The sequence below is a fragment of the Proteus genomosp. 6 genome (genome assembly GCF_040139785.1).
Taxonomy (GTDB): Bacteria; Pseudomonadota; Gammaproteobacteria; order Enterobacterales; family Enterobacteriaceae; genus Proteus.
Genome location: NZ_JBEEVJ010000007.1, coordinates 141841 through 158998, shown reverse-complemented (window position 1 = coordinate 158998; position 17158 = coordinate 141841). Strand labels below are relative to the sequence as shown.

Annotated in this window: 12 protein-coding genes; 6 read left to right on the top strand and 6 right to left on the bottom strand. The window is 40.0% G+C overall.

The window, feature by feature from the left end:
* The 5 genes from ABN212_RS10960 to ABN212_RS10940 form a co-directional block, all read right to left on the bottom strand.
* Nucleotides 1–1017 carry a hypothetical protein gene (locus ABN212_RS10960; protein ID WP_196533924.1) on the bottom strand — a complete coding sequence of 339 codons (1017 nt, stop codon included), beginning with the start codon at nucleotides 1015–1017 and terminating at the stop codon, nucleotides 1–3.
* 3 nt (nucleotides 1018–1020) lie between these two features.
* Nucleotides 1021–3729: a putative virulence factor gene (locus ABN212_RS10955; protein WP_232797606.1), complete on the bottom strand. Its 2709-nt coding sequence runs from the start codon at nucleotides 3727–3729 to the stop codon at nucleotides 1021–1023.
* A gap of 2 nt (nucleotides 3730–3731) precedes the next feature.
* Complete coding sequence (locus ABN212_RS10950) at nucleotides 3732–6716, bottom strand: virulence factor SrfB (RefSeq protein WP_198632423.1); 2985 nt, start codon at nucleotides 6714–6716, stop codon at nucleotides 3732–3734.
* Nucleotides 6717–6719: 3 nt separating this feature from the next.
* Nucleotides 6720–8195 carry an SrfA family protein gene (locus ABN212_RS10945; protein ID WP_432807465.1) on the bottom strand — a complete coding sequence of 492 codons (1476 nt, stop codon included), beginning with the start codon at nucleotides 8193–8195 and terminating at the stop codon, nucleotides 6720–6722.
* A gap of 581 nt (nucleotides 8196–8776) precedes the next feature.
* Nucleotides 8777–10282 (bottom strand): vWA domain-containing protein, encoded by a 1506-nt coding sequence (locus ABN212_RS10940; protein ID WP_349443216.1) that lies wholly within the window; start codon nucleotides 10280–10282, stop codon nucleotides 8777–8779.
* 411 nt (nucleotides 10283–10693) lie between these two features.
* On the opposite strand from ABN212_RS10940, the gene ABN212_RS10935 reads away from it, so the two are divergent.
* From ABN212_RS10935 to ABN212_RS10910, 6 genes are all read left to right on the top strand, one after another.
* Nucleotides 10694–11479, top strand: a complete 786-nt coding sequence (locus ABN212_RS10935; RefSeq protein WP_109373726.1) for a class I SAM-dependent methyltransferase — start codon at nucleotides 10694–10696, stop codon at nucleotides 11477–11479.
* Between the two features lie 11 nt (nucleotides 11480–11490).
* Complete coding sequence (gene nikA / locus ABN212_RS10930; RefSeq protein ID WP_198629971.1) at nucleotides 11491–13065, top strand: nickel ABC transporter substrate-binding protein; 1575 nt, start codon at nucleotides 11491–11493, stop codon at nucleotides 13063–13065.
* A gap of 71 nt (nucleotides 13066–13136) precedes the next feature.
* Complete coding sequence (gene opp1B / locus ABN212_RS10925; protein ID WP_109373724.1) at nucleotides 13137–14063, top strand: nickel/cobalt ABC transporter permease; 927 nt, start codon at nucleotides 13137–13139, stop codon at nucleotides 14061–14063.
* 2 nt (nucleotides 14064–14065) lie between these two features.
* Nucleotides 14066–14935, top strand: a complete 870-nt coding sequence (opp1C, locus tag ABN212_RS10920) for a nickel/cobalt ABC transporter permease (RefSeq protein WP_198620105.1) — start codon at nucleotides 14066–14068, stop codon at nucleotides 14933–14935.
* Nucleotides 14913–15722 carry an ABC transporter ATP-binding protein gene (locus ABN212_RS10915; protein WP_198620104.1) on the top strand — a complete coding sequence of 270 codons (810 nt, stop codon included), beginning with the start codon at nucleotides 14913–14915 and terminating at the stop codon, nucleotides 15720–15722. Before opp1C ends, ABN212_RS10915 begins: the two co-directional genes overlap by 23 nt.
* Before the next feature lie 29 nt (nucleotides 15723–15751).
* Entirely contained in the window at nucleotides 15752–16504 is a 753-nt protein-coding gene (locus ABN212_RS10910; protein WP_349443215.1) for an ABC transporter ATP-binding protein, read from the top strand.
* A 57-nt stretch (nucleotides 16505–16561) separates the two neighbouring features.
* Here ABN212_RS10910 and ABN212_RS10905 read toward each other — a convergent pair whose 3' ends face one another.
* The gene (locus ABN212_RS10905; protein ID WP_349443214.1) at nucleotides 16562–16990 is read right to left on the bottom strand and encodes a hypothetical protein; all 429 of its coding nucleotides are present in this window, start codon (nucleotides 16988–16990) and stop codon (nucleotides 16562–16564) included.
* Nucleotides 16991–17158 lie beyond the last annotated feature (168 nt).

Genomic DNA, 17158 nt, shown 5'->3' with positions numbered 1-17158 from the left:
CTATTTTTTCAAAGCTTCAAGACGCGCTTTTGCGTCGCTGTTTTGTGAGTCATGATTTAGAACCGCTTCGTACCAATAAATAGCTGTTTCTTTGTCTGCACTAAAGCAACCTTGTGCTGATGCGGTTTCTGGATCGTATTCACGAGCGTAATTCAGTGCGATATCAACATCACCTGATTGTGCTTTATAAGCATATAAACGTTGAGCAACATCACATTGATTGTTCTGTTTTGCTTGTTCAATCGTTGCAAGGATAGTTTTGCTATCTGGTTGGCTCTGTATGCAGCTTTGTACAAAGGCTAATGCAGTACCAGATTTCATATTTTCAACACTACACACACTTGGGGTTGTGGGTTCTGGTGTCGGCTGTGGCGCAGGCTCGCCAGCAGGATTACCTCTTAGTAAGAAGAACCATGTTAAGACACCTGCTAAAATTAAAATCAAGATAATGGCTAAAATTAAGCCAATTTTTGATTTTTTCGGCGCGGGTGGTATTGGGCGCTGTGGCGGTTCATCTACTTTGATTTCAGGGATAATTGGCTCTGGTTCTTCAGATCCAATTTTGATAGGTTCTGGCTCTGGCTCCTGTGGCGCTTCTTCAACAATAGGAGCCGGTGGAACAGGCTGATTATCTAATGTTGCCGTTGATTTTAATGCTTCACTTTGACCTTGCGCTTGTGAGGCTAATACGCCATCACGAATACGTAATCGCCCGATATCTTGTGTTTCATTATCGTCTTTCAACGTAAATTGATACGCCATTTGTAAGTTGCTAACGAGGGGATCAACCAACGTTTTATCAAGAACGATTTGATAACCGTCATCAGCATCTTCAAGTGAAAGCTGGTGGAAAAAGGCATTACCTACCCATTCCCCTTTATCATTTAAGAAATAGCGATCTTGGTTACGCTGAATGCTTAAATAAACAGGGGAAGCGTCACCTTCCCAATTACGAATACTTAATACCGCAAAGCCAGGACGAGCAGGTTGTACGGGTTTTAATTCTGGATTAAACACGAATTATGACTCCACGACGGATGATTTCATGGTTTGAATTATTTGGCCTAATAGTGCGTTTTGTTCAGCACTGATCTCTCTTCCCGCAGAATGCCCCGCATTCTCAGTAATAATCGCTGATAAAGCGATAAGCCAATCAATTACAAATAAAAGGGTGTAGTTAACAGGGTTGGTAGGTAAGCGAACTAAGCGCTCATCCTCACCCCATTGCACGCTAGTGTTATCGGGTTTTTCAAAGATTTTATGACCGACATTGATTTTGCTATCTGGCTTCTCAACACCGTTATCTTTGAAATTAAACCAAGTAATAAAATCACCCAGCACATTATAAACACGAGATGACTGCTGTTCGGCTAAGTCATCACGACGGGCAATGGCTTCTGTCCCTGCAAGGGTTTTCAACATGCGTTGTTCAACACCTAGGCGATTAATAGCCGTGATAAGCTCATCAACTAGCAACACCATAATTTCTTGGTCAATGCCTAAATAGGTTAACAAGGTACTGTTATCAGGCAGGCTACGCAGATGATTTATCCATAATGCCATCACTTTTTTAGGATAGGTAACCTCATTGCCGTGACCTTTAGGGGCTTCATCTTCTTCAGGCTCTAGAGAAATCGGGGCATCGCTAAAGAGATCAAAAGTCGGTTGCTCTATAGCTGCAAAGGCAGAAACTGGCGCTTGAGTCGCTTTTTTGTTATCTGAAAGCGTATCGATAACCTCTTTTTCTTGCATATATAGATCGTAGAGTGATTTGCGAGAAGGCAACAGGTAATCCAGTAAAGCACCTTGCAAATAAGGGCGACTTTGCATAAAGCGTAAAATAGTGGCTGCGTTACGGCGTTTGACTTGGAGCTCTTCTTCACCGCCTGATTGATACCATTTTTCAAGATGATGACCGATTAAATCACGTTGAATTTCTTGCAATTGCTCACTAATACGTTCAAGTTTCAGTGATTTTAACGCAACGGTTTCAAGGTAGTCGGCAAGGCGTTGCATACCGCCATCGTTAAGCGACAACATAGCATCCCATGCTTGGTCTGGCTCACGAATATAGCGTTGGACAGTTTCGTCTTCAGCAAAGGTTTTTTTCATCAGATGTAATTGTGAAACACTGCCCTCGTTTAAGACAGTCTCTTTGCCATTACTGATTTGAATAAATGGGGTAGGTACACCTGGTTTACGCACTAAGAAGGTGTTATTGAAGGCTTCACCATTGATCCAATCTGATGACATCCATTCATATTGACCAAAGCGCTCTAACATGGCCATTTTGATCATGCCACCTTTACCCCATGATTGACGCAATAACGCTTCATTCAGGGTTAATGAGTTGGTAATACGCATATCAAACATGGTCATTGCCCAAATTAAACCAGAAGGGCGTTTAGCGCGTGTTAATGCATCTTTACCTTGCGTGTTATTGATCCACTCTGTGAGAACTGCACCGACTTCTTTTACGTCTGATTGCTTGTTTGATGCGGTACATACCACAAGTACATTCATCTCTTGGTTATCGGTATAACGTTCAAACAGATAGGCAACTTTACCCCGAAGAATAAGCTGTGCCAGAGGATTAGCGCTGTCATCGTTGACCTGACGACGTACATCCGCCATAGTTTCAACGCCTAAACGACCGCGATAGCCCGGAAAATCAAGCAGTTCAACGTGTTCAAATAGAGCCTTACTCGGTGCATCTAATAATGGGACGACTAATTCAACCGTCAGTGCAGTTAATTCGGCTAATGACAATGTGACAGGGGCATCAATACGATCGCCATGAACAGGACAAATGCTGATCTGGCTATCATTGGCAGTATTGAGACGCTCTAACATATCCACATTCATAATACTGTCTGCTTGTACTAACACGCCGTCTTGTTCTTTGACTAAAGAAGAGAGCGGAGCCAAAACAAGAGATGCATTACCTAAAGAAGCCAGTGTGGTGCTAAAACGTTGATAAGCGGATGTCAGCTCTGCAATATCGCCCCATAAAACAGAAAAGAGTTTAGCGCGTTGCGCAATGCTGAGATAAGGCGCTAATTCAATCGCTTTAGGCCAATAGGTTGTCGCCAGTTTTTTCTGGCTTTTTTCCGCATGGCGTTGCAGATAATCCCATAATGAAACAACATCATCATGAGTAATACCCGCAACAGGTGTCGCACTGCGTTGTGTGCTTAATGAATTGATTAAACGAGAAATTTTCTCATCATCTAATTCAAATTCAATTTTTTCCTGATTAAAGTCATACAGATAAGCATTAGCGAGAATTTTAACAATCTCAATTTCGCTGAAAAGATGTAGCTCGACAGGAAACTCTTGCGTACCTTTTGTGGCATTGCGACTAAAGCGAGTCACTAAACCTGTGGCTTCTTTACCGCCACCCGGTGGGTTGATGTGGTCGATAAAATCAAGGGTTTTACCTGACATGCTCGTTCTTAATCGGCCTTCTTGTCCTGCGGCAAGTGCTGAAATCAGGTACGATTTTCCTGCCTGAGACAGACCAAAAAAGCCCACAGACATTGGTCGTTGTGTCGCTAAACTGAGATTTTTCGCCATATTACGGCTACGGCGCAGACGATAGATAAGGCTATCGGCTTCGGTATTTAAACGAGGTGCATTACCTCTTACGGCCGTTACCCAATCAATGGCTTTACCTGCGCCTTGATAAATGGCATCCCATTTGGCTGTTAACTGTTTTTCATCCATCATATTCATTTACCTAATACACTCCCGCTATCCAGCCAATAGGATGTTTCACCAATACCACTATCTGCTAACGTATTGAGTTTGAAGCTTAAACCGTTCTTATTAACGCCACCTTTGCCATTAATAAGCTCCATTTCTTCAATACGTAATTTTTCAGATTTATTGTCATCATTATGGCCGGAGGCACCTCTTTCTTCTCCCAACTTGATATGCAATACGCTGTCTTCTTGGCTAAGTTGCTGTGCCAATTTCGGATTTTTAATGCGTAAGGTATAAAGTGGAGACGCAGGCCAACGGGCATTATCCAATTGACGGAAACCTAAGCGTATTCCGCCTCTGACTTCAAAATAGGTATCAGGATCAGGCTCAAATTTATCCTGAATATCACGGTAGTAAACGTCATTATCGGAAATAGTGTTGTTGTTATCCAACATCCCTAAATAACGTACTGTTGAGTAAGTCTTAAAGTTACCTGTCGAGAAGTAGAAGTTGAGTAAACGTGCATTTTCAGCCATTAAACACAACATTGCACCGACTGCCGCTGTTGATTTTGGATCGTCAATACGGCCTTTTTTGTTGAATGGATACCAACCCCCTGTTTTGTAGCCGTGTAATGGCAGAATACGAGAAGGCGGTACAGGCTGTAATACTTTTAATAGCGCTTGAATTCCCGGTAAACGAGAAGGGCGACCTGTCAGCAGTAAAACATCACAGGAGTAGTAATAAAGTACTTCACACAGTGCTTTTAAACTACGTGTGATATTAATACGTTCACCTGAAATAAATTCAGCGTGCAATTGCGCAAAGTTAATTTGTACAGGCACATTTAAAATGGAGAAACTTTCTCCACCACCGAGCTCTTTATTGGTTGCGTCATCAATATAACGGCGTACATGTTCTGTCGGTAGAACGTTAAGTAATTCACCAAAAGTACTGTTAATGCCTTCATGAGGAACTAAGGGATCGTAGTTTTCGTATTGGCTTAAAATCTTTAACCCAATCGGATTAAAGATTTGTAGGGTAAGCTGTTGGCGCAACACTTGTTGCCCTGCATCTAAACCTTCACTGCCAAAAAGAGAAGACATCAGAGCATCAGCATCAGAAATACCCGCATCCGTTAATGCTGTGCGTAATGCAGGCAACACACAAATTTGGATGATATCTAATAAAATATCATCACCTGCAATTTTGAATCCTTCACGGAATAACTGTGTTGGAATAATTTTGACGTTGCTACCTGTACCTGTATCCAATTTATAGCGTGTGATAACGAGATCGGTTGTTCCGCCGCCAATATCAATTGAGGCAATCTTTAATGTACTATCACCCGTTAATGTGCGGTTATCTTCACGCACTTGGCTGGCAAAAAAGGCTTCAGTACGCTCACCAAATTTAATTTGAGTTTCGTTGTAGAGATAAACTAACTGACCACAAGTGGCTTCATCCCATTTCACATGGATGTTTGGCATCGGTATACGACATTGTTCATCTTTACCGTCAAAACGCAATTTTTCGTCAGTCGGGTCCCAATTCATGGCTTTCCAAATTAGCCCTAATGCGTTTTCCATGCACGTCTCAAAAATAGCGCGCTCTGGTTTTGGCATTGCAGGTGGAATAGTCAAAATGATATTGCGCAATTGACGAGGCGCACTTGCGTGACTCATTTTAAGGCGTTGAGCTGGGCTGTTCATTTGTGTTAATGCCTGCGCTAACACTTCGGTTAACATCATGGTCATTAATGAACTGCGAGTATAGTTTGGCGTAAATACAGGCATGCGATCATCAGGCTCTAAACGGAATAACGGTTCACCGTGATCGTTTAGAAGATAAGTCATCGGCACAGCAGTCGCCAGTGGCTCTCTGTCTGTTTGACCAAAAGAACGACTAAAGCGCCAACCCGGCGAATAAGGCGAGTCGTCCCATAAATAGCGTTTAGGGCTTGAAATACCTGTTGAACCTTCAGTTCCTAAGCGTTGCGCTGCCATGCGATTGGCTTCTGGGCCAACGCGACCAATGGTGGGCCACATAAAGGCATTGTTGCGACCGCTATTAACTGAAAAATCTTGTTTACCAAATTCAGCTTGCGCAAATTCAACACGGCTTTCAAATGGCTCATTATAGATTTGATAAGGATGGCTTAGATCACGCAGTGTCATTTCATAGAGTTGCGTTAACCCTTTGTTATCATTGATATGATCTTCAATTAAGATCCCACAAGTGCGTGAGTTACCCACATCAAGAATAAGATCAACTTCAATCGCAGGCTCTTGTGGTTTAGTTTCGTTAATTTTGATTTCAGGTAAGTGTAGTTTCTCACCTAATATATTGAGTAAATTGAGGTAATGTGCTTGATGTTGAAACTCTTTGAGCGCCTCTTCAAGTTCATCATGGTACATTTTGGTGACAGCCAGCGCTCTTTCGCTAAAGACTTCCTTTAACCAACCATCAATCCACGGTGTTTCAAGGAAGTTCTCAACTTCATAACCTAAATAGGCCAGCGCAAAAGCAACACCAGAGCGAACATCTTCTTCGTTTGGTGCAAGATAAGCAGTATTGGCGCGATTAGGCTCAATACGGGTATCAAATGCCACAACAACACGGTGTGTATGTCCATCTTCATCGGGCTCTGGCAGTTGATGGAACATCATTCTTACCCAGTTATCAGGGCCTTGAGAGAATGCGCGTGGTGGATTAAAACGGAAAAATGGCACTGGTAGCCATGTGTCATTTAATAGTGTTAATGACTCTTCAAGGGAGAAACTAAATTCAGCTTCTCTCGGTGTTTGAGGCTGATTTTTAGGTGCAGGATAAAGATAGTTATCATCTCGTTCATTATAGATGAGTCGCATTAACGGGCCGTTTTCGCCTTTTTTAACAAACTCACCGTACTCTTTGCGCTGTGGTAGCTTAAAACCGAAATCCAGAAACTGAATATTACTGTCTCGGATAAGGGTAATTTTATCTTTATAATCGGTCAGTGGCGCTAACATGAATTAGTTATTCTCCCGCTTCATTGATAATGGGAATGGCTGACTGTTCTCATATTTTCCTTGGCAATCAGCAATATTTTGGCTTCCTGGCTGGCAAATAATGTTTGGCATCAAATAGTTTGAGCCATCACTACACAGAGCCTGACCTTGGTTATTAATATTTAATCCGCCTTGATTAACGGCTGCGTTGACAGGTGCTTTGCAGGTCACGCCATCACTGCGAGTCATTACGACTTGTCCTTTGCCATTATCGAGTTGGTAATTTAGGCTCAGTGGCTTACCTGTTTTTCGATCTTGGATCCCCGCCCCTGCTTTCCATTGGCCATTTAGGAATTGGGTTGAGCCATTCGCTAATGCATTCGCAGGAATGGTCAGTGGTGTTGTGTTATCAACTGTCGTAGGCGGTGTAACATCGGGTGGAGCATTGGGATCAACAGGAGGGTTAGGCGTGTTGCTCTCATTTCCTGTATTTGGGTTGTTATCTGTTTTCGGTTGCTCATTTTGTGCCGCAGGATCAACGGGTGGTACATTCGGTTGTTGTGCATCTTCGGGCAATGTTCCTTCAGGTAAGGCACCTTGGTTATTGTCTGTTTGAGGATCAACCACAGGTAAACCCGTATTAGGATCAACCACTGCACCGTTACCGTCAGTGCCATTAATCACATTTCCATTCGTATCTACAGTGCCTAATGTTCCAGTGTGAACAGTGCCTGTTGGCACACCGACGGTGTGACCGTTAGTTACCACTGTGGGGATTTTCGGTTTTTCAAGCGTAGGTTCTGGCAATTTAGGCGCTTCAATATCTGGCGTTTTAATATCGACCGTAGGTAACGCTGGCGTTGAAAAACAGCCTCTTAAGAAGAAAATAGCGAGTAGAAGTAATAATAAAGGTAACAGCCACCATAAAAAACGCCACCAAGGACGCTTAGTGTCAGTAATGATGATATTTTCTTGGGCTGGTGGAACCGCTGGTGATGTTGGTGCGATTGGCGCAACCGCTGGCTTTAAGCAAGCAACAGGATCAACTCTAAGTTGCTGATTGGCGCTGACAAACCCCCAAAAGGTAATAATCGGTTGTCCATCAACAATAAAAATATGGTTTTCGTCAGGAAATTGGATAGTTTTACTGAGCAGGGCGCCAAAAAGCTGGCTTTCTTTATTTCCAGCTCTTTGCTGTTCTTGTTCACTAAAGGCGATTAAATCATCTTGATTCTTTTTCAGTAGAGCATAAGCGGCAGTGCGCTCTTCTTCTGAAGCCGCAGACCAAGGAATAACAGAGCCGTCAATCGGTGAATACCAGTCAATACGCTCGCCTGTTTCATTGGGCTGAGGAATAGCAAGGCATTGAGAAATATGTGCCTTTCCTCTTAAACGTAGAGTTTCACGTAGTTGCAGTGCCGAGATATAAACAGCCTGTCCATTTTCTCCCATAGGGAGGTAATTTTCTAATTTACCACTTCGTAAGAATGCTTTATTCACGACGATCATTCCGCTAGGCAAGATTATCTATGGGTAAGTTGGCTTATCCGTAAATAGGCTTTAAGGCTAAAAATAAAGATATAAAATTGATATACATTTTATATTATCAGAAATTGGGTGTCTATCTAGCGGATTATTTAGGGTTGATTAACTGATTATTATTAAAGGTTTTTTTATTTTTCTTGAGTGAAAGAGGGAATATTAAGGTAACGATTATGATAATTAAATAATGATGTTACAGGTTGCGCTATATTTTCTTAAATATATGGATTAAATCACCGAGATATTGAGTTTTACATTAAAAAATAATGAAATAGAAGAAAAAAAAGACAAAATATAAAAGAATAAACTATTAATGATCATCTAACTGTTGTGATAATAATCACAAAATAGGTTTATTCTGAATAATGAGGAAATAAAAAAGGAAAAAAATACCTAATTAAGGAATGCTCTTAAATAGATAAGATATAGAGCTTGTGAACTTCAATATAATAATAAAATACACGTAATACGTGAAAAAAATTCACCCTCAATGTGAAACCAAAGAGGGTGAGTTAAATATTAGAAACAGTAATCAATCATTATTTACAGTTCTTTGGAATATAATCTTCAATCGCTTTTCGAGTCATTAAACTGACTTCATTCGCATTACGCGCCGTGAAGACTTTACCGCCAGTGGCATTTGCCACACAGTTACCTGCACCAGTACCTAAAATATCCACCACATTAATGACGGCGCGAGGGTGAGCGCGCTTTAAGGTTCTGGCTGCGGCACAAGGGTCTTGATCGCAAGACTCTAAACCGTCTGATAACAATACAATAATGGTGTCACGATTATTGCCTTTAATTAAATTACCTGCACGCTTGATAGACTCGGCTAATGGTGTGCCACTATCGGGCTCAATACGTTTAATGTAACTGAGTAATTTTGATCTCTCATTACCACCATAAGCAGGGCTTGATTTCACAACACCACAGTCAGATGCCACAACGGTGGTAATTTTCATATCTGACGGAATGTTATTAATGATTTTTATTGCTGCGTTTCTTGCGGTTGTGATCCGTCGAGGTTCGGCATCATAACCTGGGAAAAGTTGTCCAGTTGAAGCGATATAGTCTAAATCACTCTCCGTTAAATTCATGCTCAGCGCCATAGAACCAGAGGCATCAAAGATAAGGATCACTTGAGGTGCAAGTTCCGCTGGGCGATCTGCGGGGCACATTTGTTTAATTTTACTGGCTAAGCGATTTTCATAGGTTGTATTTGCGGTTTTCTCTGTCACACCCGCTTTTTTCAATTCATCTTGTACACAAGCTTCTAATGGAGTGAGTTTTTTCACTGGCACAGGCTTGGGCACTGATGCAGGTTCTGGTACAGGCTCAGGAATAGGCTCCGGTACAGGTTCTGGAACGGGTTCAGGGATTGGCTCTGGCTCAGGAACAGGCTCTGGTTTTGGCGGTATGACAACGGTAGGTTTCTCTTCAACCATAGGAGGAACCGCTTTCGGATCAAAACAGCCTTTTAACCAAGACGCCAATAAAATTAAAAACAGCAAGAATAAGAAGAGTAATAGCCAACGTAACCAGCGATTACGTGTTTTGGCGGGTACATCGGCAAGCGCGGCACCCGCAGCTGCGGCACTTGCGCCTGCGGTGACTTGTGCAATAGGTGGCGGTAATGGTGTTGTGCGTGGCCACCATGTAATAACGGGTTGCCCATTAATAATATAGACACTTTCGCTATCAGGTAGCGTCGATGCTGTATCTAAAAGATGGCGCTCTTCATCCGTAATTCTATTTTGCGATGCTAATAGCGCCGTTTGCGTTTTAATATCGTTAAGGCGTTCATCTAAAATACGTCTTATTTCTTGCTGCTCTTGTCCTTGTAACGACGTTAAGGCGATAGGATTACCAGAAACAGGAGAATACCACTCAATCACGTCATCCGACTTTTTCTCTGGCGTCGCAAATAGAGAACGATACTTAGTCGGAAAGTGTTGAGTTAGCAATTGAAGTAATTGCTGTTGGTGCGTTAAGGCAAAATCGGCGCGGGTAATATCAGCCGTTAATCGTGAGATTCGATTCATATTTTAGAGAGCCTTATGTGACGGCTATATTCGGTTAAAGAAAGCAAATTAAGATAGCAATATTATTGACTATAACGGTTTTATAAAAAAGGTGAAATTAAAGCGTTCACTTTTTTAATATAAGACAAAATTAAATTTTATTTCTAAATCCGCTCAATTTATTTCTCTATTTTAACAGGGGAAATAATTCATTTGCTTATTTATCTTCACTCCCATTAGGATGCGCATTTATGTTAAAGATAAAGATCGCAAATTGGCCGATCTCTCTTATTGAGTACTGGTGAATATTGATATAGCACATAGAGCATCAAGGCGTTACAAGGTATGTTACCCACACTAAAAAATAGCCAAATCATTCGCTTTTAGGGGAATTCATTCCTCTTTTTACGTTGATATAACAGCAGGTTTCTGATGACAAATAAAATAAATAATAACCAATTACTTAATGATGTAACTCGCTACTGGAATATCAGAGCTGAAAGTTATAGTGAGTCTAATCAACAGGAATTGCTGAGCGAGAAACAACAGAAATGGCGTCATCTGTTATTGGGGCATATCAAAGAAGGTGAAACCTTAAAAGTGCTTGATATTGGTACGGGGCCTGGTTTTTTTGCCATTTTATTAGCGTTATCAGGCCATGATGTCACGGCAATTGATGCAACTGAGGGCATGTTGCTGGAAGCCAAACAAAATGCGCAAACGCATCAGGCAAATATTCAATTTATTCGCGGTGATGTACACCAACTGCCTTTTGCCAGTGAACAATTCGATTTAGTGGTGAGTCGCAACGTGACATGGAATTTAAAAGCGCCTCAAAAAGCGTATTCAGAGTGGTTTCGTGTATTAAAACCAGGTGGTAGTTTGATTAATTTTGATGCTAATTGGTATTTACATCTTTTTGATGAAAATTACTGGCAAGGTTTTGTGGCAGATAGAGAGCGTTCAATTGAAAAGCAAGTTGAAGATCACTACGTCAATACAGATACCAAAGAGATGGAACGAATTGCTCGCCAATTACCGTTAAGTCAAATTAAACGCCCTCAATGGGATATTAATACCCTGTTAGAAGTCGGTTTTAGTCGATATATGATAGATACTCGCATTGGTGATTTTGTGTGGAACGAAGAAGAAAAGATTAATTATGGCTCCACACCGATGTTTATGATCCACGCACAAAAACAAAGAATAGATAATTAAAGGAGAACAACGTGAAGCCCTTATTTTCAGTGTTCCCAACACTATTATTAACACTTGCATGTGCTTTTCCTGCGTTAGCAGATAAAAGTAATAATATGTTGGATTATGCCAGCACAAAAGACATTCGTGATATTAACCCGCATCTCTACTCTGGTGAGATGGCGGCTCAAAACATGGTATTTGAATCCCTTGTATTAAATACCGAAAAAGGTGTTGCACCTTATTTAGCGGAGCGTTGGGATATTTCTCCTGATGGAAAGAGCTACACCTTCTTTTTACGTCATGATGTGACTTTTAGCGATGGTGAACCTTTTAATGCTAAAGCAGTAAAATTAAATATTGAAGCTGTGCTAGACAACTATGAACGACATGCGTGGTTAGAGTTAGTTCGTCAGATTGATAGTGTTGAAATTGTTGATGAATTCACGGTTAAATTAAATCTAAAAAACCCTTACTACCCAACATTAACCGAATTAGGTTTAACTCGCCCATTCCGCTTTATTTCGCCAAATTCTTTTATTAATGGCAAAACAAAAATGGGTGTTGCGAACTATATTGGTACAGGGCCTTGGGTATTAACTGAGCATAAAAAAGATCAATATGCTGAGTTTAAAGTTAACCCAAATTATTGGGGAGAGAAGCCGGTATTAAATGGCGTGATGTGGCGAGTGATCCCCGATAGACAAACCATGTTACTTTCTCTACAAAAAGGGGATATTCAGCTTATTTTTGGTGCAGATGGCGACATGTTAGATATGGATTCATTTGAAGCTCTTATGGCGTCAGATAAATTCAAAACTGAAATGAGCGCACCGATCGCTTCTCGCGCAATTGTGCTCAATAGTAGTCGTGCAATGACATCCAGCCAAAAAGTCCGCCAAGCATTACAATATGCGGTTGATAAAGAAGGGATTGCACAAGGTATTTTAGCGGGTAGCGAAAAAATCGCTGATACTTTAATGGCGCGCAGTGTGCCTTACTGTGATTTTGATTCTCCAACTTATGCTTATCAACCAACAAAAGCGATTGAACTATTAGAAGCCGAAGGCTGGGTATTACCAAAAGGTAAAGCTATTCGTGAGAAACAAGGTGAGAAATTACAGCTATTGCTCTCTTATAATGTGAATAATGCCGTTGAGAAAGAGATAGCTGAACTTATTCAAGATGATTTTAAAAAGATTGGTGTCGGTTTAACGATTTTAGGTGAAGAGAAACAAGCCTATTTAGATAGGCAAAAAAATGGTGATTTTGATTTACAATATTCACTGTCATGGGGAACGCCTTACGATCCCGCTTCTTTTGTTTCATCATTTAGAATACCAGCTCACGCAGATTATCAAGGGCAAAAAGGGTTGGCAAATAAAGTCCAATTGGATGCAATGATTGGCGAGTTATTAATTACACCTAATGAAGCGCGCCGTCAGGAACTCTATAAAAACTTGTTTACGTCATTAGCCGAGCAAGCGGTCTATATTCCGTTAACCTATTCACGTACTAAGGCTATCCATCGTAGTGAATTAGAAAATGTGGGCTTTAATCCATCTCAATATGAAATACCGTTTGAAAAGATGCGCTTTAAGCCTTAATTAATGCATCAATGAGATTAACCCAAATAAGTGAGGCACGTAATATCAACGTGCTTCACTGATCAAATCTTATGCTACGTTATATATTCTGGAGAGTGCTGGCTATCTTCCCACTGGCACTGATCATTTCATTTATTGCCTTTATTCTGTTGGAATTAGCTCCGTCTGATCCTGCGGAAGTCGCGCTACGCGTCAATGAAATAGTCCCCACACCCGAAGCCATTGAAGGCATGCGCCATGAATTAGGTTTAGATAAGCCTTTTTTTACGCGTTACTTTTTGTGGTTAATGGCGGGTTTGCAACTCGATTTTGGTACCTCTTTTCTTACAAGAACCCCTGTTATTCAAGAGATGTTAAGGGCGTTACCTCCAACACTTTGGCTAGCTTCAACCGCGCTATTCTTTACGATTATTCTGACACTCCCTTTAGCATTATGGTGTGTGGCTAAACCTCAAAGTTTTACGGATAAATGCATCCGTTTCATTGTGTTTATTTTAACGGCTATTCCTAATTATTGGTTAGGATTGCTATTAATTTGGGGAGTCGCTGTTTATTTGGATTGGTTGCCTGTCAGCGGGATGCTATCGCCTCAGTCTGTTATTTTGCCTGCTCTGGCGCTCTCTTTAGGGTATATCGGCACTTATTTACGGTTATTACGCGGTGCGATGTTAAATCAATGGCATCAGCCTTATGTCTTTTATGCCAAAGCGCGTGGATTACCTGATAATCTTATTTTGCGTCGTCATATTTTACGTAATTCGCTGTATTCCAGTTTAACGGCTTTAGGGATGAGTATTCCAAAGCTTATTGCTGGTACGGTGGTGATTGAGAATATTTTTGCTTGGCCGGGAATAGGGCGACTATGTATCAGCGCTATATTTGGTCGTGATTATCCGATGATACAAGCTTATATTTTATTGATGTCACTGTTATTTCTCTTTTTTAATTTTCTGATGGACGTCATTCAAATGATGGCAGATCCACGGCTAAGGAGATAATGATGTGGCGGATTTTTTGGCAACGACTCGGAAAAGATAAAAGTGCGCAACTGTGTTTATTGGTGATTATGATTGTGGTTATTGCAGGAATATTCGCCCCTTGGTTAGCTCCGCATGATCCCACATTAACCTCAATACGTTTGAAATTTAAGCCTATAAGCTTTGATTACCCGCTGGGTACGGATAATTTAGGGCGCTGTATCTTTTCAAGGTTATTGTTTGGTGTAAGAACGACGGTATTTTATGCCTTATTAGCCATGAGTGTGACATTAATGATTGGTTGGTTAATGGGAATGTTAGCCGGATTTTTTCATGGTAAGACAGACACATTAATTATGCGATTATGTGATGTGGTTTTGTCATTCCCAGCAGAAATTATGATCTTAGCGTTAGTGGGAATAATGGGGCCGGGTATTGGTAATATCTTAATTGCCGTTATTTTAGTGAAATGGGCATGGTATGCCAGAATGATCAGAGGGGTTGTTCGCCAATATTCCCATCGTAATTACATTGCATATGCACAGGTGATTGGTGCACCTTCTAGTCATATTTTACGGCGTCATTTATTGCCAGTAACGTTTGCTGAAACTATTGTCTTAGCATCAACGGATATTGGTAGTGTTGTTTTAATGATCTCGGCGCTCTCCTTTTTAGGGTTAGGTGTACAACCACCAACGCCAGAATGGGGAAATATGTTGAGTGAAGCAAAAAATGTCATGGTATTACACCCAGAGCAAATGTTACCCGCAGGCATTGCAATTACCCTTGTTGTTACTGCATTTAATTTTTGGGGTGATTTCTTACGTGATGTGTTTGATCCGGATAATCGTCAGTCAGTAGGAGAACAGCATGAACAACTTACTGACGCTTGAGCACGTTTCTATTACTCATCAAGAAAGCGGAAAAAAACTGATTGATGATATCTCTTTCTCGATAAAGCAAGGGCGTACATTAGCGATTGTAGGCGAAAGTGGTAGTGGCAAGAGTTTGATTAGTAAAGCCATTATGGGATTACTACCTGAACAATTAGTCATGTCAGGGGAGATTTTCTTGAATGGAAAGAAAATCAGTCATGAGGCGCTTTCTCAACGTCGAGCTTTATTGGGGACATCTTTAGGTGTGATTGTGCAAAATGGCATGAGTGCCTTTGATCCTCTAATGAGAATAGGAAAGCAATTTTGCCAAACTTTAATCTACCATTTTTCCTATTCTAAAAAGCAAGCCGTAGAAGAAACTGAGTTGGCATTATCTCATGTATTTCCTCATCAATTTCAATCTATTATGCAAGCATTTCCTCATCAATTAAGTGGTGGACAATTACAACGTGTGATGATTGCGATTGCACTTGCCTTATCACCAAAGTTATTAATTGCAGATGAACCGACAACGGCGCTTGATGCACCTCTTCGCCAAGATATTTTAAAACTACTCCAGCATGTCGTCACAACTTATCATTCAACACTGATTTTTATTTCTCATGACTTAGGGATAGTCAATGAAATTGCTGACGATATATTAGTGATGCAAAAAGGAAAAATGGTTGAATGTGGTGAGAAAATAACCGTTTTATCGCATCCAACACAAGAATATACGCGTTATTTAATTAATGCACGCCGACAGCTTTCATTACGTTTCGAACAATTGATTAATAAAAAATAGATTAATATTATCCAAATAAAAGAGGGTTTATGTTATTAAGCGTTGAGAATATTAGTAAGTACTATACTCAAAAAAATAACACACTATTTGGTGAAAAAGTGAAGGTTATCGACTCACTCTCTTTTAATATTAATTCGAGTGAAGCTTTTGGTTTAGTGGGTGAAAGTGGCAGTGGTAAAAGTACGTTAGCGCGTTTAATTTGTGGATTAGAGTTACCTGATAGTGGTGCCATCTTTTTAAATAATAAGCCCGTTACAAAACGACTTCATCGCCAAGGTATAATTAGTATCGTTTTTCAAGATTATATGACGTCTGTTAATCCAACATTAACGGTAGGCGAAATTATTGCTGAGCCGATTAAAATCATTAATCCAAGTATTAGCAATCAAGCACTGAAAACACTTATTTTTGCTTTTTTAGATAAAGTAGAATTATCTAAAAGCTGCTATACACGTTATATATTTGAACTTTCTGGAGGGCAGGCTCAACGGGTATGTTTATGTCGTGCATTAGCATCTTATCCAAAACTTATTGTATTAGATGAAGCGCTTAGCTCTTTAGATATTCCCACTCAAGTTCAAATATTAGATTTATTAAAACAGTTAAAAGAAGAATTTACACTCTCTTATCTTTTTATTAGTCATGATATTCAAACAGTGGCTTATTTCTGCGATAAAGTGATGTTCTTTTTACAAGGTAAAAATATTGAATTGTGTGAGATAAATAACCTAGGTAAAGTCACGCAGGATTATTCAAAAAAATTAATTCAATCCGTTATTTAATCAATAAATAGTAATAAAAGACAGCAGTAAAATACTGCTGTCTTTTATTGGCAAAAATTAAAGATTATTCATTAAATGTTCTTGAACCGCTTTTGCATCGTTTGCAGCATTGAAATCAATACCAAAATTCAGCGTGCCTTCTTTGAGATCAATACTACGTGGTGTTGCTTTAGAGCAGGTAATATTCTGTATTTTTTCTTTTACCGTTTCTTGTGCTATTTTTGAGCTCTCACAAGTATTAATTACGCCTTTTAATCCTTCGCTACAATAACTATCAATACCTGTTGTTTTTAAATCATCAGCAGTAAATGCAGACCAATCAAACATGACTTTTATATTGGCATCACAGCTTTTATTTAAATCAACAATACGAGATTGAATATTCTCCTCGAATTTTTGTTGTAATTCTTTTTCAGCTAATGTCGCTGCAAAGGTAGAAGAGGAAATAAGCAGTAGAGAAAGACTAATAGCAATATTTTTCAACATAATTAAATGCTCCAAAAAAGAATATATAAATTTAAATTAACTTATTAAAAGTAAAGTAATAGAGCGTTATAGCAATAGGAATATTATTGTTTTTGTTTGTTTTATTATTTTTTGAATAATATCTCTTATTATTAGAGAGATATCTTTTTATAAAAGGGTATTTATTGT